General features: G+C 71.1%; 18 protein-coding genes and 1 pseudogene. 10 read left to right on the forward strand and 9 right to left on the reverse strand.

Features of this window, described 5'->3' with window-relative positions; all coding sequences use genetic code 11:
• The 6 genes from dacB to folE form a co-directional block, all read left to right on the forward strand.
• On the forward strand, positions 1-1,227 hold a 1,227-nt coding region (gene dacB, locus ACRDP3_RS07550; RefSeq protein ID WP_431516064.1), incomplete at its 5' end, for a D-alanyl-D-alanine carboxypeptidase/D-alanyl-D-alanine endopeptidase.
• A gap of 90 nt (positions 1,228-1,317) precedes the next feature.
• Positions 1,318-2,469, forward strand: coding sequence for a zinc-dependent metalloprotease (locus tag ACRDP3_RS07555; protein WP_431516065.1), 1,152 nt, complete (start codon positions 1,318-1,320; stop codon positions 2,467-2,469).
• 172 nt (positions 2,470-2,641) lie between these two features.
• Positions 2,642-3,721, forward strand: a complete 1,080-nt coding sequence (tilS, locus tag ACRDP3_RS07560; protein WP_431516066.1) for a tRNA lysidine(34) synthetase TilS — start codon at positions 2,642-2,644, stop codon at positions 3,719-3,721.
• 84 nt (positions 3,722-3,805) lie between these two features.
• Positions 3,806-4,345 carry a hypoxanthine phosphoribosyltransferase gene (gene hpt / locus ACRDP3_RS07565; protein ID WP_431516067.1) on the forward strand — a complete coding sequence of 180 codons (540 nt, stop codon included), beginning with the start codon at positions 3,806-3,808 and terminating at the stop codon, positions 4,343-4,345.
• Positions 4,346-4,509: 164 nt separating this feature from the next.
• Positions 4,510-6,537, forward strand: coding sequence for an ATP-dependent zinc metalloprotease FtsH (gene ftsH, locus ACRDP3_RS07570; RefSeq protein WP_431516068.1), 2,028 nt, complete (start codon positions 4,510-4,512; stop codon positions 6,535-6,537).
• Positions 6,538-6,634: 97 nt separating this feature from the next.
• Complete coding sequence (gene folE, locus ACRDP3_RS07575) at positions 6,635-7,243, forward strand: GTP cyclohydrolase I FolE (protein WP_431516069.1); 609 nt, start codon at positions 6,635-6,637, stop codon at positions 7,241-7,243.
• A 263-nt stretch (positions 7,244-7,506) separates the two neighbouring features.
• Here folE and ACRDP3_RS07580 read toward each other — a convergent pair whose 3' ends face one another.
• The 8 genes from ACRDP3_RS07580 to ACRDP3_RS07615 all read right to left on the reverse strand — a co-directional run bounded on the left by ACRDP3_RS07580 (position 7,507) and on the right by ACRDP3_RS07615 (position 13,067).
• Entirely contained in the window at positions 7,507-7,998 is a 492-nt protein-coding gene (locus ACRDP3_RS07580; protein WP_431516070.1) for a DUF3180 domain-containing protein, read from the reverse strand.
• Positions 7,999-8,012: 14 nt separating this feature from the next.
• Positions 8,013-8,609 carry a 2-amino-4-hydroxy-6-hydroxymethyldihydropteridine diphosphokinase gene (gene folK, locus ACRDP3_RS07585; protein WP_431516071.1) on the reverse strand — a complete coding sequence of 199 codons (597 nt, stop codon included), beginning with the start codon at positions 8,607-8,609 and terminating at the stop codon, positions 8,013-8,015.
• Positions 8,606-8,965: a dihydroneopterin aldolase gene (gene folB / locus ACRDP3_RS07590; protein ID WP_431516072.1), complete on the reverse strand. Its 360-nt coding sequence runs from the start codon at positions 8,963-8,965 to the stop codon at positions 8,606-8,608. Before folB ends, folK begins: the two co-directional genes overlap by 4 nt.
• Before the next feature lie 280 nt (positions 8,966-9,245).
• Positions 9,246-9,731: a nuclear transport factor 2 family protein gene (locus ACRDP3_RS07595; protein WP_431516073.1), complete on the reverse strand. Its 486-nt coding sequence runs from the start codon at positions 9,729-9,731 to the stop codon at positions 9,246-9,248.
• On the reverse strand, positions 9,728-10,603 hold the full coding sequence (gene folP / locus ACRDP3_RS07600; protein WP_431516074.1) for a dihydropteroate synthase: 876 nt from the start codon (positions 10,601-10,603) through the stop codon (positions 9,728-9,730). The genes ACRDP3_RS07595 and folP overlap by 4 nt, the downstream gene beginning before the upstream one ends.
• Positions 10,600-11,043, reverse strand: a complete 444-nt coding sequence (locus tag ACRDP3_RS07605) for a rhodanese-like domain-containing protein (protein WP_431516075.1) — start codon at positions 11,041-11,043, stop codon at positions 10,600-10,602. Before ACRDP3_RS07605 ends, folP begins: the two co-directional genes overlap by 4 nt.
• Complete coding sequence (locus tag ACRDP3_RS07610; RefSeq protein WP_431516076.1) at positions 11,040-11,588, reverse strand: cysteine dioxygenase; 549 nt, start codon at positions 11,586-11,588, stop codon at positions 11,040-11,042. The genes ACRDP3_RS07605 and ACRDP3_RS07610 overlap by 4 nt, the downstream gene beginning before the upstream one ends.
• 297 nt (positions 11,589-11,885) lie before the next feature.
• On the reverse strand, positions 11,886-13,067 hold the full coding sequence (locus tag ACRDP3_RS07615; RefSeq protein WP_431516080.1) for an ABC transporter ATP-binding protein: 1,182 nt from the start codon (positions 13,065-13,067) through the stop codon (positions 11,886-11,888).
• A gap of 187 nt (positions 13,068-13,254) precedes the next feature.
• Here ACRDP3_RS07615 and ACRDP3_RS07620 point away from each other — a divergent pair, with 187 nt between their 5' ends.
• The 4 genes from ACRDP3_RS07620 to ACRDP3_RS07635 all read left to right on the forward strand — a co-directional run bounded on the left by ACRDP3_RS07620 (position 13,255) and on the right by ACRDP3_RS07635 (position 17,082).
• The gene (locus ACRDP3_RS07620; RefSeq protein WP_431516081.1) at positions 13,255-14,001 is read left to right on the forward strand and encodes an ABC transporter permease; all 747 of its coding nucleotides are present in this window, start codon (positions 13,255-13,257) and stop codon (positions 13,999-14,001) included.
• Positions 14,002-14,003: 2 nt separating this feature from the next.
• Complete coding sequence (locus tag ACRDP3_RS07625) at positions 14,004-14,753, forward strand: ABC transporter permease (RefSeq protein ID WP_431516077.1); 750 nt, start codon at positions 14,004-14,006, stop codon at positions 14,751-14,753.
• Between the two features lie 103 nt (positions 14,754-14,856).
• Complete coding sequence (locus tag ACRDP3_RS07630; protein WP_431516078.1) at positions 14,857-15,852, forward strand: ABC transporter substrate-binding protein; 996 nt, start codon at positions 14,857-14,859, stop codon at positions 15,850-15,852.
• A 102-nt stretch (positions 15,853-15,954) separates the two neighbouring features.
• Complete coding sequence (locus tag ACRDP3_RS07635; protein ID WP_431516079.1) at positions 15,955-17,082, forward strand: hypothetical protein; 1,128 nt, start codon at positions 15,955-15,957, stop codon at positions 17,080-17,082.
• A 34-nt stretch (positions 17,083-17,116) separates the two neighbouring features.
• Here ACRDP3_RS07635 and ACRDP3_RS07640 read toward each other — a convergent pair.
• Positions 17,117-17,233 (reverse strand): annotated as a pseudogene (locus ACRDP3_RS07640) (NADH-quinone oxidoreductase subunit D); the annotation flags it as partial.

A 17,233-nucleotide genomic window follows, 5' to 3' on the forward strand; every position in this document is an offset into this window, starting at 1 on the left:
CCCTCGCACGGTCCGGGTGCGGCCGGTGTGCCCGCGCCCAGCGCCGCCGCGCTCGCCGACACCCTGGAACCGCTCGTCGAGGACGGCGACTTGGGCAAGCGGCGGGCCCTCTCCGTCGTCGACGCCGCCACAGGCCGGCAGCTCTACGCCGTCAAGCCGCGAACCGCGGACACTCCGGCCTCGACGGTCAAGCTGGCCACCGCGGTCGCCGCCCTGTCAGCTCGCGGCGCGGACCACCGGATCGAGACACGCGTCGTGCGCGGCGGCAGCTCGGACAAGGTGGTACTCGTCGGCGGCGGCGACCCGACACTCACGGCCGGCCAGCTCGGCGACCTCGCCCGCAGCACCGCCCGGAAGCTGCACAAGGACGACACCGGCAAGGTCTCGCTGGCCTACGACACCTCCCGCTACAGCGGACCCGTGCGTCACTCGATCGGGCCCAACGACAACCTCGCTCCCGTGACCCCGCTCATGGTCGACGAGGCCAGGCTCGAAGGCACATCGAAGCGCCCGCTGCACGGCCCCGCCCCCCGGTCCACCGACCCTTCCTCCGACGCCGCCGACGCCTTCGCCGATGCCCTGAGCAAGCACGGCATCGACGTCAAGGGCGAGCCGAAGAAGGCCGGCTCTCCCGGCAAGGCGAAGGAACTGGCCGCCCACCGCTCGGCACCGCTGTCCGCACTCGTGGAGCGCATGCTGACCCACAGCGACAACGACATCGCCGAGGCCCTGGCCCGTCAGACCGCCCTCGCCTCCGGCGAACCGGCCAGCTTCAAGGGCGCCGGGAAGGCCGTACGCCACCACCTCGGCAAGCTCGGACTGCCCCTCAAAGGCGCGCACTTCGCCGACGGCAGCGGCCTCGACCGCGACGACAAGGTCTCGCCCGCCCTGCTCACGCGGCTGCTCGTACGGGCGGCCGACTCCAAGCACGCGGAGCTGCGCCCGGTCCTGACGGGCCTTCCGGTCGCCCATTTCACCGGCACGCTCGACAGCAGGTACGACAGTGAGAAAGGCAAACCGGGCGCCGGACTCGTACGCGCCAAGACCGGAACCCTGACCGGTGTCAACGCTCTCGCCGGCACCGTCGTCGATGCGGACGGCCGCCTCCTGGTCTTCGCCTTCATGACGTCCGGCACCACCGACGGCAAGGCAGCGCAGGAAACCCTGGACCGGCTCGCCTCGGCCCTCGCCAACTGCGGCTGCCGCGATTCCCCCTCCGCGGGCTGATCCCGGCACGCCCCCGCCGCGCCCCGTGCACGCACCCCACCCCGCCGGTGCAGCCTCCCGCCCGGCGGCTATGCCACGTACCGTGAAGTCATGACGAGCCTCGGTGGTGTGGAGATGGTCGACTGGAATCTCGCGGTCACGACCGCGACCCGGCTCGTACGGCCGGGCCCGGAAGTGAGCCGGGAGGACGCCCGCGCCGTCGTGGCCGAGCTGCGCCGGCACGCGACGGCGTCCGAGGAACACGTACGCGAATTCACCGGCATGCAGCCCGACCGGCCCGCGGGCACGGACACGCCGGTCCTGGTCGTCGACCGCCCCGGCTGGGTGCGCGCCAACGTCGCCGGCTTCCGCGAGCTGCTCTCGCCGCTGCTCGGCAAGATGCAGGAACGGCGCTCCAGCGGCCCCGGCGGAGCGGTGCTCGGCGCGGTCGGCGGCAAAGTGACCGGCGTCGAGGTCGGCATGCTGCTGTCCTTCCTCGCCTCCCGGGTGCTCGGGCAGTACGAAACCTTCGCGCCGGCCACCCGCGACCTGCCCGGCGGGGCCGACGGCGGCGGCCGGCTGCTGCTCGTCGCGCCGAACATCGTCCACCTCGAGCGCGAACTGGAGGTCGAGCCGCACGACTTCCGGCTCTGGGTCTGCCTGCACGAGGAGACGCACCGTACGCAGTTCGCCGCCGTGCCCTGGCTGCGTGACCACATCCAGGGAGAGATCCAGTCCTTCCTGGGCGAGACGGAGATGGACGTCTCCATGCTCCTGGAGCGGCTCCGTGAGGCCGTGCAGTCGCTGTCCGGCGGACGTTCGACGGCGACGGCCGAGGGCGAGGCGGCGGCCGGTGAGGCGGCGGCGGACACCGGCCGCAGCAGCCTGGTGGAGCTGGTGCAGACCCCCGCGCAGCGGGAGATCCTTAGCCGCCTGACGGCCGCGATGTCACTGCTGGAGGGGCACGCGGACTTCGTGATGGACGGCGTCGGGCCGCAGGTGGTGCCGAGCGTCGCGGAGATCCGGGAGAAGTTCCAGAAGCGCCGCGCCTCCGGGGCCGGACGGCTGGACCAGGCGCTGCGCAAGCTGCTCGGTCTCGACGCGAAGCTCCGGCAGTACCGCGACGGCGAGCGGTTCGTACGGGCGGTGGTGGAGGAACTGGGCATGGACGGCTTCAACCGGGTCTGGACCTCGCCCAACACGCTGCCGACCAAGGCCGAGATCGGCAAGCCCGCCGACTGGATCGCGCGCATGCGGTCGTGACCCGGCGGACCGACGCAGCCGGGCGGCCGGAGACGGCCAAAAGGCTCGCTATTCACTCGTCCGAGGGACCGAGTTCGCCGAGTCCGCGTGCGATGCTCGGGGAACACCTCCATCTCTGTCACCATCGATCCACTCAGCGTGACAAGACTCCTTCGAGGAAGTGAATCGGACAATGGGTCCTCACCCCGCGGTCGCCGCGATACGCCTGGCGGTCCGCCGCGCACTCCACGATGTTCTCCGGGACGGCCTCAGGGATGGCCTCAGCGACTCCGGCCGGCCCGGCGCGCCACCGCTGGTACTCGTCGCCTGCTCCGGTGGCGCCGACTCCATGGCACTCGCCTCCGCCCTCGCCTTCGAGGCCCCGCGCCTCGGTCTCCGCGCCGGCGGAGTCACCGTCGATCACGGCCTGCAGCCCGGCTCCGCCGACCGCGCGCAGGAGGTCGCCGACCGCCTGACCACCCTCCGCCTTCAGCCCGTCGAATCGGTCGCCGTCAGCATCGGCCGTACGCACTCCGGCCCCGAGGCCGCCGCCCGCGACGCGCGGTACGCGGCCCTGGACGACGTGGCCGAGCGCTGCGGCGCCGCCACAGTGCTCCTCGGCCACACCCGCGATGACCAGGCCGAGACCGTGCTCCTCGGACTCGCCCGCGGTTCCGGCACCCGCTCGCTGTCCGGCATGGCCGCGGTCACCGGACCCGCGGACCGCTACCGCCGGCCGTTCCTGTCCATCGGCCGGCAGACCACCCGCAGGGCCTGCCTCGCGCAGTCGCTCCCGGTCTGGGACGACCCGCACAACGCCGACCCCGCCTACACCCGCTCCCGCGTGCGCCACGAGGCACTGCCGATGCTGGAGAAGGCCCTCGGCAAGGGTGTGATCGAGGCGCTCGCCCGTACCGCACACCTCTCCCGCGACGACGCCGACGCACTGGACGCCTGGGCCGCCGACGCGGAGCGGTCCGTACGCACCGACGCCCCCGGTACCGACGGCTGGGACGGCTGCGAGCTCGACGCCGCCAGGCTCTACGCGTTGCCGCCCGCCGTCCGCCGCCGGGTGCTGCGCCGGGCCGCCATCGCCGCCGGGGCCCCCGGAGGCTCGCTCTTCGCCCGTCACCTGGAGGAAGTCGACCGGCTCATCACGGCCTGGCGCGGCCAGCGGGCGATCAATCTGCCCGGGCGTGTCGAGGCCAGCAGGCAGGGTGGCAGACTGGTCATCCGGCATGGCTCACCGACCCCGCCGACACCGACCGGCTGACCTCCCGTACCCGGGCTGCGGCCGGCCCGGCGGCGGTGTGGGCCGAGACCTCTACCGAGAGCGGCGCGGGTGGACGAGAAAGACATGGGCACCGACTTGAAGTCGGTGCTCATCACCAAGGAAGAGATCGACGCGAAGCTGGCCGAGCTGGCCGCGAAGATCGACGCGACGTACGCGGGCCAGGAATTGCTGCTGGTGGGTGTGCTCAAGGGCGCCGTGATGGTGATGGCGGACCTGGCGCGCGCCATGTCGACGCCGACCACCATGGACTGGATGGCGGTGTCCTCGTACGGCGCCGGTACCCAGTCCTCCGGCGTGGTCCGCATCCTCAAGGACCTCGACACCGACATCAAGGGGAAGCACGTCCTGATCGTCGAGGACATCATCGACTCGGGGCTGACGCTGTCCTGGCTGCTGTCCAATCTCGGCTCGCGTGAGCCCGCCTCGCTCAACGTCTGCACGCTGCTGCGCAAGCCGGACGCCGCCAAGGTGGCGATCGACGTGAAATGGGCGGGCTTCGACATCCCCAACGAATTCGTGGTCGGCTACGGTCTCGACTACGGCGAGAAGTACCGCAACCTCCCGTTTGTGGGCACGCTCGCACCGCACGTTTACGGCGGCTGAACGTCTTGGGAACCCTCGGGGGCCGCGCGCCGTTGGAGGAGCGAGGCCGGTTGCGGGTTTGACCGTCCTCGGCGGCGCCCTGAGACAATGCTGAGGTACCGTCCGAAGGTCAGCTTTTTCAACTCACTATGGCAGGAGGGACGGGGCGCACGCGCTCCGTATGGATGGACGTGAAGCGATACTTCCGCGGGCCGGTCATGTGGATCGTGCTGGCCGTCCTCGCCGTAGTCGTGTTGATGCAGGTCGTCGGCTCGTCCGGCGGCTTCAAGACGGTGGACACGGGGCAGGTCGTCCAGGCGATCGACCAGGACAAGGTGAAATCCGCCGAGCTCACCACCGGCGACGAGCAGATCGTGAAGCTCGAGCTCAAGGACGGCGTCAAGGTCGCCGGCAGCGACAAGATCAAGGCGAGCTACATCGACAACCAGGGTGTCGACCTCGCCAAGAAGCTGCAGAGCAAGTACGAGCAGAAGGAAATCAGCAAGGGCTACACCGTGGCCCCGCAGCAGCAGAACCCGTTCGTCGGGATGCTGCTGTCGTTCCTGCCGTTCGTGCTCATCATCGTCGTCTTCCTGTTCCTGATGAATCAGATGCAGGGCGGCGGCTCCCGGGTGATGAACTTCGGGAAGTCGAAGGCCAAGCTCATCACCAAGGACACCCCGAAGACGACCTTCACGGACGTCGCGGGGGCGGACGAGGCGTGCGAGGAGCTCCAGGAGATCAAGGAGTTCCTCCAGGAGCCGGCCAAGTTCCAGGCGGTCGGTGCCAAGATCCCCAAGGGTGTGCTGCTGTACGGGCCGCCCGGCACCGGCAAGACGCTGCTGGCCCGCGCCGTCGCGGGTGAGGCGGGCGTGCCCTTCTACTCGATCTCCGGTTCCGACTTCGTCGAGATGTTCGTCGGCGTCGGCGCCTCCCGCGTCCGCGACCTGTTCGAGCAGGCGAAGGCGAACGCCCCGGCGATCGTCTTCGTCGACGAGATCGACGCCGTCGGCCGCCACCGCGGCGCCGGTATGGGCGGCGGTCACGACGAGCGCGAGCAGACGCTGAACCAGCTGCTGGTCGAGATGGACGGTTTCGACGTCAAGGGCGGTGTGATCCTGATCGCCGCCACCAACCGTCCGGACATCCTGGACCCGGCGCTGCTGCGCCCGGGCCGCTTCGACCGGCAGATCGCCGTGGACCGTCCCGACATGCAGGGCCGGCACGAGATCCTCAAGGTCCACCAGAAGGGCAAGCCGATGGCGCCCGACGTGGACCTGGGCGCGGTCGCCCGCCGTACGCCGGGCTTCACCGGCGCGGACCTGAGCAACGTGCTGAACGAGGCGGCGCTGCTGACCGCCCGCGGCGATCACAAGCTGATCGACAACCACTATCTGGACGAGGCGATCGACCGCGTCGTGGCCGGACCGCAGAAGCGGACCCGGATCATGAGCGACAAGGAGAAGAAGATCACCGCGTACCACGAGGGCGGACACGCCCTGGTCGCGGCGGCTTCGCCCAACTCCGACCCCGTCCACAAGATCACGATCCTCTCCAGAGGCCGTGCGCTGGGCTACACGATGGTGTTGCCCGACGAGGACAAGTACTCGACCACGCGGAACGAGATGCTCGACCAGTTGGCGTACATGCTGGGCGGGCGCGCGGCCGAGGAACTGGTCTTCCACGACCCGACGACGGGCGCGGCGAACGACATCGAGAAGGCGACCGCGACGGCTCGCGCCATGGTCACGCAGTACGGCATGACCGAGCGGCTCGGCGCGATCAAGTTCGGCTCCGACCAGTCCGAGCCCTTCCTGGGCAAGGAGATGGGCCACCAGCGCGACTACTCCGAAGAGGTCGCCGGGCTGGTGGACGAGGAGGTCAAGAGCCTGATCGAGACGGCGCACAACGAAGCCTGGGAGATCCTGGTGGAGAACCGCGACGTCCTCGACAACCTGGTCCTCTCGCTGCTGGAGAAGGAGACGCTCGGCAAGGAGCAGATCGCCGAGGTCTTCTCCCCGGTCGTGAAGCGGCCGGCCCGCCCGGCGTGGACCGGTTCCGCCCGGCGTACGCCGTCCACGCGGCCCCCGGTGTCCTCGCCGATCCTGGCCAACGGGAACGGGACGCAGAGTCTCGAGAAGAGCGGCGGCAAGGAGATCGGCCCGCGCGACTCGGACGCCATCGTGGAACCGGTCGACCCGACGGAGAACTAGGGCGCCGCCCTGAGCACGGAATGTCTGCCGCGCCCCTCGGGTTATCGCCTGGGGGGCGCGGCTCATTGCTGTACAGGTACCAGGAACGAGGCAACACATGACCGACCCCGTGATACTCGGCCAGGAGGGCGAGGGTCCGAACGAGTTCGACGAGAAGCGGGCGGAGAACGCCGTGCGCGAACTCCTTATCGCCGTCGGTGAGGATCCCGACCGGGAGGGCTTGGCAGAGACCCCGGCCCGGGTGGCGCGCGCGTACAAGGAGCTGTTCGCGGGCCTGCATCAGCGCCCGGAGGACGTGCTGACCACGACCTTCGATCTGGGTCATGACGAATTGGTGCTGGTCAAGGACATCGAGGTCGTGTCCAACTGCGAGCATCACCTGCTGCCGTTCCACGGCGTCGCCCACGTCGGTTACATCCCGTCCGACTCCGGGAAGATCACCGGGCTGTCGAAGCTGGCTCGCCTGGTCGAGGTGTTCGCCCGCCGCCCGCAGGTGCAGGAGCGGCTGACCACGCAGATCGCCGACTCCCTGATGACCATCCTCGAGCCGCGTGGCGTGATCGTGGTGATCGAGTGCGAACACATGTGCATGTCCGTACGCGGTGTGCGGAAGCCGGGCGCGAAGACGACCACCTCCGCCGTGCGCGGGCAGTTGCGGGAGCCCGCCACCCGCTCCGAGGCGATGAGCCTGATACTGGCCCGCTGAGGCGCCGAGGGTCGCCCCTGGGGCTTGGCCGGCGGATCAACTGAAGGCGGTTGCCGCGGTCGGTCGACCATGCCGCCGGACCCTCGTGTGGGTGGTTTCGCACCGTAGCGGCAGGTTTGTTCCGCCGCAGCTGGGACTCCCCCTGGGGGTCCCCCCAGCAAAGCGTGGGGGAGAAGCCAGGGGGAGGTCAACGACGACGGCGCGAGTCCGGCGGTCTGAGGACGGCCGCTACCACTGCGTTCGTCTGATCGGCCGGACACGGCCTACGCCGCCGCGGCCGCCGACGGGCTGTCGTCATCGTCGTCGTCAGGAAGGCGGCAGACTCGCTCCAGGAAGACGGCCGTGGCCACCACGGCGATGCCCGCCAGGACCGAGAGTCCCGCGTAGATCGCCTGGTCGCGGCGGGCCGGGGCTTCGGAGGCGTCCATCAGCAGGAAGACCCCCACCCCGCCGTACAGGCCTGCGACCAGCGCGGCCACCAAAGCGCTCGCGTGCCCGAAGAGGACGGCGCGGGCCGCCATCATCGGGTCCACGCCCTTGGCGCCCGGCTGCCGCTCCCGCTGAGCCTTCAGCCGGGCGCGCAGCGAGAGGGCGGTGGCCAGCAGCACCGTCGCGATGATGGCCAGCACGACCGGCGCCGCGACCGGCACGCTGGGCAGCGTGCCCAGTGAGTTCCACAGGCGCGCGGCTGCCCACGACAGCACCCCGGCGACGACGAAGACGCCGGCCAGGACGCGGATACGGATTTGCTTCACAGGGTTCCCAACGACTACTCGGGCAGGCTCAGTTCCAGGTCCGCGCGGGGTGTGACGCCCTCGCGCCCGAGTGCGGCGAGCAGTTCGGCCACGGCGCCGCGGCCCGGTACCTGGGCGACGGGGTCGACGTCGTGCCAGGGCACGAGAACGAAGGCGCGTTCGTGTGCGCGCGGGTGGGGCAGCGTGAGGAGCGGGTCGTCGGAGATGACGTCCTGGTAGGCGACGATGTCGACGTCGATGGTCCGCGGTCCCCAGCGCTCGTCCCGTACCCGCTCCAGCGCCTCCTCGATCGCGTGCCCGCGCTCGAGCAGGGAGCCGGGGGGCAGGGTCGTCCGTACGATCACCACGGCGTTGAAGTACGAGGACTGGCCCTCGGGGTCCACGCCCCAGGGCTCCGTCTCGTAGACCGGCGAGACCGCTTTGACCCTGAGCCCGGGAGTGTCGGCGAGCGCGTCGACGGCACTCTGCAGCCGCTCCAGGCGGTTGCCCACGTTGCTGCCGAGGGCGATCACCGCGGACCGGGGGTTCTGCAGGGTGGTGTCGGCCGCATCGACCTGGTGCACGACGGAGGCGGGCACCGGCTGTACGGTCGGGTCACTGTTCGGCGTCATGCGCGGCTCCGCTTGATAGTGATGGTCACGTCGTCGAAGGGGACGGTGATGGGGGCGTCCGGCTTGTGCACGACCACCTCTGCTTCCTGTACGGGCGGATGGGCCAGACAGGTGTCGGCGATCCGCTGGGCGAGGGTCTCGATCAGGTCGACGGGGTCTCCCTCGACGACCGCCACGACCTCCTCGGCGAGGACGCCGTAGTGAACGGTCCTGCTGAGGTCGTCACCGGCGGCGGCAGCGCGGGTGTCCAGGCCGAGCTCCACGTCCACCACGAAGATCTGGCCCTCCTTCCGTTCCCGCTCGAAGACGCCGTGATACCCGCGGACCCGCAGACCGCGCAGCGCCACTCGGTCCATGCGTATCACTCCTGTCCTGTCCTGCCGTGGTCTTTGCGGTGGTCTGCCCTGGTCGCAGGGGCGCGGCGCGCCGCTCTCCGCAGGGCGGCCGGGAATGTCACCGGGACCGGGCACCGAATCTACCCGTGCGCCCGGACAGTGTGAGCCCGGGGCGGGTGCCTACCCGACAGCGCCGATGCCCACGCCCACATCGACCCTCGGGTGCCGCGAACGAGTGGTACCAGCCACGCCCGATTGACGCGAATGCGACGGTTCCGGAGCGTCACGTCACCTCGTCACGTCACAGGGTCACGTCACCCTCGTCGATCTCGCCGTCGCCGTCCTCGCCGTCGTCCTCCCGTTCGACGAGGACCGGCGACCCGTGGTGCGACCAGACCTTCCAGTTCCCGTCCTCCCCGCGCCGGAAGACGTTCGTGGCCACCACGAGCCCGCCCACCAGCGGGCCCGCGGAGCCGTCGTCCTCGGCGGGGCCGCCGCTGAGGATGTTCTCGGTGCAGCTCACCAGTGCGGTGTCGCCGTGCACCGCAACCTCGACGTCCGTCAGGAAGAACTGCACGTAGTCGGTGTTCGCCATGATCAGGGCGTAGGAGCGGAGTACCTCGCCGCGGCCGGTCAGAGCGGGCCAGCCTGGATGAACGACGCTGACCTCCTCCTCTTCCAGCCAGAGGTCGCCCAGCGAGTCCAGGTCGGCGTGCTCCACCGCGTCGTAGAGCGCCGTGTTCGCGGCCTCGACCGCCTCGATGTCCGTACGCGCGCCCCTGCTCACCCGGGCTCACCCGAGCCGGCGCTCGCGACGGCGTGCGCGACACGGACCGCGTCCGCGCTCGCTCGTACCTCGTGCACGCGTACCGCCCAGGCGCCCTCGCGGGCCGCGAGGGCCGAGATCGCGGCCGTGGCCGCGTCCCGCTCCCGAGCGGGCGGTGCGGGGGCGCCGTCGGTGCTGGCCAGCACCCGGCCCAGGAACCGCTTGCGGGATGCCGCCACCAGCAGCGGCCGCTCCAGCTCGTTCCGCAGCCGGCCCAGTTCCGCGACGAGCCGCAGGTCGTGCGGCGTCTGCTTGGCGAAGCCCAGGCCGGGGTCGATCACGATGCGGGCGGGTTCGATGCCGCCCGCGACCGCCCGTTCCAGGCTGGCCCGCAGCTCGGTGATGACCTCGGTGGTCACGTCCTCGTAGACCGCACGGTTGTTCATGTCGATGGACTGCCCCCGCCAGTGCATGACGACGAACGGGACGCGGGCCGCCGCCACCGCCGGAACCATGCGGGGGTCGGCCAGACCGCCGCTGACGTCGTTGACCACCACCGCGCCCGCCGCCAGGGCCTGCTCGGCGACCGCGGCGCGCATGGTGTCCACGCTGACCAGTACGCCCTCGGAGGCCAGTCCGCGCACGACGGGCAGCACCCGGCGCAGCTCCTCGGACTCGTCCACCCGGGGGGCACCGGGCCGGGTGGACTCGCCGCCGACGTCGACCAGGTCGGCGCCCTCCGCGACCAGGTCCAGACCGTGCTTGACGGCGGTATCGCTGTCGAACCACTTGCCGCCGTCGGAGAAGGAGTCCGGCGTGACGTTCACCACCCCCATGACGGCACAGCGGTCCCACTCGGGGAGTCCTGCGACGTGGCCACGCGACGGGTTCATGGGTCCAGCGTAGGCGGCCCGCCCGCCGGAGCGGGGAGCGGCGGGGTGACGGGGAGTCCGGCCGCGCGCCAGGACTGGAAGCCGCCGTCCAGGTCCGTGGCCCGGTGCAGGCCGAGCGCGTGCAGCGAGCGCGCGGCGAGGCTGGAGGCGTAACCCTCGTTGCACACGACGACGACGGGCAGGTCGAGGCCGGTCGCCTCGGGGGAGCGGTGCGGGCAGGTCGGGTCGAGCCGCCACTCCAGTTCGTTGCGTTCGACGACCAGGGCGCCGGGTATGGTGCCGTCGCTCTCCCGCAGGGCGGCGTAGCGGATGTCCACCAGCACTGCGCCCTCCCGCTGCGCCCGGGCCGCGGCCTCCGGGGTGAGCCGGGCGAGGCCCGTACGGGCGCTCTCCAGCAGCTCGTCGATCCGGCTCGGGCCGCCGTCGACGCTCCCGCTCACTCCCACTCCCCCGGGCGCTCGACCTGCTCCAGCCGCAGCAGGGCCCCGGTACGGCTGTAGCGCCGCATGAGCGGCAGCGGCGGGTAGTAGGCGTGGACGGAGACGGCGTGCCGGCCGGTGGTCTCGTTCAGCACCTGATGTACGTGGTGCGGTCCGAAGGCGCGACCCCGGCCCCCGGACAGCTGCCGCTCGCGGTCCACACCGTCCGCCAGCTCCAGCGTCTTCCACCCCTCGGTGGGGAGCCGGGTGGCCAGGGACTGTTCGGTGAGTTCACCGTCGGCGGTCGCGAAGGCGCCGTAGGAACCGCCGTGGTCGTGCCAGCCGGTGCCGGTCCCGGGCGGCCAGCCGATGATCCATGCCTCGCTCCCGCCGGGGCCGTCGATCCGGAGCCAGCTGCGGCCCTCCGGATCGAGCGGGAGGGACGCGACGAGTTCGGCGTCGGCGGCGGTCTCGTGGACGAAGTCGAGCAGCTGCGCCTCGGTGGGGGCGGCGGCGAGCGCGGCGGGCTCTGCCGGCGCGGGTGATACGGGTGAGGAGGATGACACGGGTGACAGCGGTGATACGGGTGACACGGAGAACCGTCCTGGGAGAGTGATCGGGGACGCGCGGCTCACGAACGGCGGCGCGACAGGGGTGGCTTCGATCAGCAGGACGGACGACACAGGCAGCCCACATAGCGGAGGAGGTCCAGGTGGACCCTCCGCCAGCGGTGCAGGCTGGTGCCGTTCATGCGGGGGAGTAGAGCACGGCACCCCGCGACGGTCAACTTCCCCCGCACGCGCGGTGACACGGCTCACCTGGGGGGACTGGGGGTCCCCCCCGGACGAAGTCTGGGGGATGCCCTACGCGTCCGCGACGGTTTCCAGCTCCACCTCGTCCCGGCGCACGTCCCGCTCGTCCGCGTCAATCGAGCGGCGCAGCGCCTCGTGCAGGCGGCTGGGGGTCAGGACGCCGACGAACCGGTCCGCGTCGTCCAGCACCGCGACCCAGCCCGCGTCGTGCTGAAGCATGCTGCTGAAGGCCTGCTTCAGGGGGGAGCCGAGCGGCAGCCACGCCTCCATCCGGCGCGCGTGGTCCCGTACGGTCGCGGGCCGGTCCGGGCCGTCGGCGAGGCCGTCCCCGGCCGCGTCCGCGGAGAGCCAGCCGTGCAGCTCGTCCGCGTCGTCCAGCACCACGGCCCAGCGTGAGCCCTCGCCGCGCATCCGGGCGCGGGCGGCTTCCAGCGGGTCGTCGAGGTGCACGACGGGCGGCTGCTCCAGGTCACCCTTCTCGATGGGGGTGACCGACAGCCGCTTGAGGCCGCGGTCGGCGCCCACGAAGTCGGCGACGTAGGGGGTGGCCGGGGCGCCGAGCACCTTCGCCGGGGGGTCGAACTGCTCGATGCGGCCGTCGCCGTAGACGGCGATGCGGTCGCCCAGCCGCACCGCCTCCTCTATGTCGTGGGTGACGAAGAGGACCGTCTTGTGCAGCGTGGACTGAAGCCTCAGGAACTCGTTCTGCAGGTGTTCGCGCACCACCGGGTCGACCGCGCCGAACGGCTCGTCCATGAGCAGTACGGGCGGGTCCGCCGCCAGCGCGCGGGCGACGCCGACGCGTTGCCGCTGGCCGCCGCTGAGCTGGTCCGGGTAGCGGTCGCCGAAGCGCGTGGGATCGAGGCCGACCAGGTCAAGCAGTTCGGCGGCGCGGGCGCGGCGCCGGGCCTTCGGCCAGCCGAGCAGGTAGGGGACGGTGGCGGTGTTGTCGAGCACCGTCTTGTGCGGGAAGAGGCCGACCTGCTGGATGACGTAGCCGATCCGGCGGCGCAGCTCGACCGGGTCGACGGCGGAGATGTCCTCGCCGTCGAGCAGGATCCGCCCGGACGTGGGCTCGATGAGCCTGTTGACCATCTTCATCGTCGTCGTCTTGCCGCAGCCGGACGGCCCGACGAGGGTGACCAACTCGCCCTCGGCGACCTCCAGGGACAGGTCGTGCACCGCGGTGGTGCCGTCCGGATAGCGCTTGGTGACGTTCTCGAAGCGGATCATCGTCTCATTCTCGTCGCTCGTCATCGGCCCTGGTGGCGATTCTCGCGCAGGCGGGATGAACGGTGTGTTGCAGGAGTGTGGCAGTTCGGACCGCTTGTCGGTAGCGGACTGTAGGGTCACCCGACAATGCTTTCGGGCCAACGGGAGACGGCCCTGGACGCGGGGAGAGGGGCGGGTGAGCGGGTTGATGGGCGTCGGCGGCGGCGAGCGCACTGTCGTCCTGGCGAGGGCGGCCGGGAAGAGCTGTCTGTCCACGAACGACTGGATCTGCGGCGAGTTCGTGCGTACGCGCGGCCAGGAGCTGGTGGACGCCACCGTCGAACACGTCTGGATCACCGTCACCTCGGTGCTGCTGGCGCTGCTGGTCGCCTTCCCGCTCGCGCTGGCCGCGCGCCGCTGGCCGCGGGCCAACGGCCCCGTGCTGGGCTTCACCACGGTGCTTTACACGGTCCCCTCGTTGGCGATGTACGCCCTGCTGCTCCCGCTCTTCGGCCTCGGCGCGGCGGTCGTGGTGACCGGTCTGGTGCTCTATTCGCTCACCGTGCTGGTGCGGAACATCCTGGCGGGCCTGGAATCGGTCCCCGAGGACGCGCGGGAGGCCGCGCGCGGCATGGGATACGGGCCGGCCAGGCTGCTGTTCGGGGTGGAACTGCCGCTGGCGCTGCCCGCGTTGATGGCCGGGGTGCGCATCGCGACCGTTTCGGCTGTGGCGCTGACGACGGTCGGCGCGATCGTCGGCTTCGGCGGCCTGGGCAATCTCATCTATGAGGGCATGGACAGCTTCTTCAAGGCCGAGGTGCTGACCGCGTCGGTGATCTGCGTGCTGCTGGCGGTCTCCGCCGACCTGCTGCTGCTCGGAGTGCAGCGGCTGCTGACGCCCTGGACCCCGACCCGTGCGCGAGCGCGACGGCAAGTGACCGGCAAGGGGGCGTGACGATGGGCTTCTTCCTGGACGCGTGGACCTGGCTGACCACCGCCGCCAACTGGTCGGGCGACGACGGCGTGACGCACCGGCTCGCCGAGCACCTGTATCTCACCGTGGTCTGCCTCGGCCTCGCCTGCGTCATCGCGCTGCCCGCCGCACTGTGGCTCGGCCACGTGGGCCGGGGCGGAGCGCTGGCGGTGAACCTCTCCAACGCCGGTCGCGCGGTACCGACGTTCGCGGTGCTGGTCCTGCTGACGCTCAGCCCGCTGGGCAAGCACGGTGACTGGCCGACGATCATCGCGCTGGTGCTCTTCGCCGTGCCGCCACTGCTCACCAACGCCTACGTCGGCCTGCGCGAGGCCGACCGCGACGTGGTGGAGGCGGCACGCGGAATGGGCATGTCCGGATGGCAGCTGCTGTGGCGGGTCGAGGTGCCGCTCGCCTTCCCGCTGATCATGACGGGGGTGCGGTCGGCGGCCGTCCAGGTGGTGGCGACCGCCACCCTGGCCGCGCTGCCGGGCGGTGGCGGCCTGGGCCGGATCATCACCGCGGGCTTCGGGACCTATGACACGCCGCAGGTGGTGGCGGGTGCGGTGCTCGTCGCGGTGCTGGCACTGCTCGTGGAGGCGGTCCTGGTGGTGGCGGAGCGGCTGCTGGACCCGATGCGCCGGCGTCGCCGTCCGTCCGCGGCGGCCACGCATTCCCGATCGACGCCCGCCGGCTTTGATGAAAAAGTGATCCCCGCGCAGACGGCGGCCTGATGGCCTGACGCCTCGTGGCCTGGTGTTTTCGACGCGTGGTTGTTTCGAAGACCTGATGACCCGCACCTGAGGAATGGTGGACATCGTGAAGGGGCAGCACAGCATGAATGAGGCAGCACAGTCTTCGCGCGGGTCGGCCCGTGCCCGCGGTCTGCCGGCGACGGGAAAGTTCCTCGCCGTTCCCGCCGTGCTGGTCGCGGCACTGACCGCCTGCGGCGGTGGCGGCAGCCTGGAGAAGGAGGGCGGCGGCTCGGACGGCGGCGGCTCCAAGGGCAAGCTCGTCATCGGTTCCGCGGGGTTCACCGAGTCGCAGGTCATGGCGGAGCTGTACGGGCAGCTGCTGACCAAGGCCGGGTACGACACCTCCATCAGCAAGCTGAAGAACCGGGAGCTGTACGAACCGGCCCTGGAGAAGGGCGAGATCGATGTCGTACCGGAGTACGCGGCCACCCTCGCCGAGTTCCTGAACGCGAAGGAGAACGGGGCGAAGGCGAAGCCCGTCGCCTCCAACGATGTGGACAAGACGGTGACGGCTCTGGAGAAACTCGCGAAGCCGCGCGGCCTGAAGGTGCTGCCGGTGGGCAAGGCCGTGGACCAGAACGCGTTCGCGGTCACCGAGGACTTCGCGAAGAAGCACGATCTCAAGACCCTCTCCGACCTGGGCGAGTCGGGCGAGAAGATCAAGCTGGCCGCCAGTGACGAGTGTGAGGAGCGGCCCTTCTGCCGCCCGGGCCTGGAGAAGACGTACGGCATCGACATCACGGACCTCGACCCCAAGGGTGTCGGCACCACCCAGGCGAAGCAGGCCGTCAAGGACGGCACCGACCAGCTGGTGCTGACCACGACCACCGACGCCACTCTGGGCGACTTCGACCTGGTGCTGCTCAAGGACGACAAGGGCCTGCAGAACGCCGACAACGTGCTGCCCGTCGTCAACGCGAAGCAGGGCGGGGACAAGGGCATCGCCGCCGCGCTCGGCAAGTTGACGCGGGTTCTCACCACGCAGGACCTGGTCGGCCTCAACCGGAAGGTCGACGCGGAGCGGCAGAAGCCGAAGGACGTGGCGGCGGAATACCTCAAGTCCAAGAACCTGCTCTGAGCCCGCCCGGGAGGGGCGACGGCACACCCGGCCGGGTTGTGCCGTCGTAACAATGCGTTGAGTGCGGTGCCTGGAACGAGCCTTGCACGGTACATTCCGGCCATGCCCCGTGGACGTCATCGTCATTCGCCGCCCCTGCACCGGTTCCTCGCTCCGGCGAGCGTCGCAGCCGCCGCGCTGGCCTGCGCGGGCGGCGCCTGGCTGGTCGGCGGGCCGGTCACCGGTGACGTGGACACGATGGTGCTGCGCGGCTGCGCCGCCGCGGCCGCTGCCGCCGCCGTGAGCGGCGCCGTACTGCTCCGGGTCTGGGACCGCGCGGCGGGCAGACGCGTCGGTGACCTGAAGGCCAAGCAGTCGAGCACCGAATGGCGTGCCGAGGAGCACCAGGCCGAGCTGGAGAGCGAGCTGGAGGAGGCCCGCGAGGCACGCGAGAAGCTGCGGAGCCAGCTGCGGGAAAGGCGCACCGAACTGGCCGCGCTGCGCAACGAACACGCCGAACTGCTCCGCCGCTACGCCCACGCGGAGACCGAGCGGGCGGGCGCGATGGAGGGGCGGCGGCAGCTGCAACTCGAGTCCGGCGGGCAGGCGAAGGCGCTCGGCACGGCGGCCACCGACCACCGTCAGCCGTCGGGTGCGCCGACACCGCTCACGTATCTGCAGGCGAAGGAAGCGCTCAAGACCCTGAGCCGGAACCTCGCGCGGCAGCACGAAGAGCACGAACGGCGCCGGGCGCGCGAGCAGGAGGAGCGGGAAGAACAGGCGGAGCAGGAGGAGCGGGGAGCGCAGCGGGGCCCGGCGGAACCGGGCAGCCGGGGCTTCGACTTCTTCGGCGCGGCCGCCACGGGCAAGCCGAAGCGGCGGCGCGCCAAGGCTGCCCAGCCCAAGCCTCCCGCACCGCGTGCGGCCGAGGAGCCGGCGAAGTCCCCCCAGGCACCGGAGGAGGGCACCGCACCGAAGCCGAAGCCCAGGCCGAAGCCCAGGGTCAGGCCGAAGCCACCGGCCGAGCCGAAGCCACCGGCCGGATCCAAGCCACCGGCCGAGCCGAAGCCACCGGCCGGATCCAAGCCCGCGGCCGAGTCTGCGGGCAAGCCGGCTTCCGAGCCCGAGCCCGAATCCGGGACCGCCTCCGAGCCCGAGCCCGAGCCCGAGCCCGAGCCCGAGTCCGAGAAGCCGTCCGGCACCAAGCCCGCGGCGCGTAGCGCCACCAACGGGGTGCGCAGCTCGAGGTGACCTCCGCCGTCCGCCGTCCGCCGACCCGACCCGGCTACTTGTCGATGTCGCCGACCACGAAGAAGAACGACCCCAGAATCGCCACCATGTCCGCGACCAGCGTCCCCGGCAGCAGCTCCGTCAGCGCCTGGATGTTGTTGAACGAGGCCGA

The organism is Streptomyces sp. (assembly GCF_050698815.1).
In the GTDB taxonomy this organism is placed as follows: Bacteria; Actinomycetota; Actinomycetes; order Streptomycetales; family Streptomycetaceae; genus Streptomyces.

Bases quoted from the DNA above. Each gene is read 5' to 3' on its own strand.
- ACRDP3_RS07555 (WP_431516065.1), top strand. From the start codon at position 1,318: ATGACGAGCCTCGGTGGTGTGGAGATGGTCGACTGGAATCTCGCGGTC.
- tilS (WP_431516066.1), top strand. From the start codon at position 2,642: ATGGGTCCTCACCCCGCGGTCGCCGCGATACGCCTGGCGGTCCGCCGC.
- hpt (WP_431516067.1), top strand. From the start codon at position 3,806: ATGGGCACCGACTTGAAGTCGGTGCTCATCACCAAGGAAGAGATCGAC.
- ftsH (WP_431516068.1), top strand. From the start codon at position 4,510: ATGGACGTGAAGCGATACTTCCGCGGGCCGGTCATGTGGATCGTGCTG.
- folE (WP_431516069.1), top strand. From the start codon at position 6,635: ATGACCGACCCCGTGATACTCGGCCAGGAGGGCGAGGGTCCGAACGAG.
- folK (WP_431516071.1), bottom strand. From the start codon at position 8,609: ATGACGCCGAACAGTGACCCGACCGTACAGCCGGTGCCCGCCTCCGTC.
- folB (WP_431516072.1), bottom strand. From the start codon at position 8,965: ATGGACCGAGTGGCGCTGCGCGGTCTGCGGGTCCGCGGGTATCACGGC.
- folP (WP_431516074.1), bottom strand. From the start codon at position 10,603: ATGAACCCGTCGCGTGGCCACGTCGCAGGACTCCCCGAGTGGGACCGC.
- ACRDP3_RS07615 (WP_431516080.1), bottom strand. From the start codon at position 13,067: ATGATCCGCTTCGAGAACGTCACCAAGCGCTATCCGGACGGCACCACC.
- ACRDP3_RS07620 (WP_431516081.1), top strand. From the start codon at position 13,255: ATGGGCGTCGGCGGCGGCGAGCGCACTGTCGTCCTGGCGAGGGCGGCC.
- ACRDP3_RS07625 (WP_431516077.1), top strand. From the start codon at position 14,004: ATGGGCTTCTTCCTGGACGCGTGGACCTGGCTGACCACCGCCGCCAAC.
- ACRDP3_RS07630 (WP_431516078.1), top strand. From the start codon at position 14,857: ATGAATGAGGCAGCACAGTCTTCGCGCGGGTCGGCCCGTGCCCGCGGT.
- ACRDP3_RS07635 (WP_431516079.1), top strand. From the start codon at position 15,955: ATGCCCCGTGGACGTCATCGTCATTCGCCGCCCCTGCACCGGTTCCTC.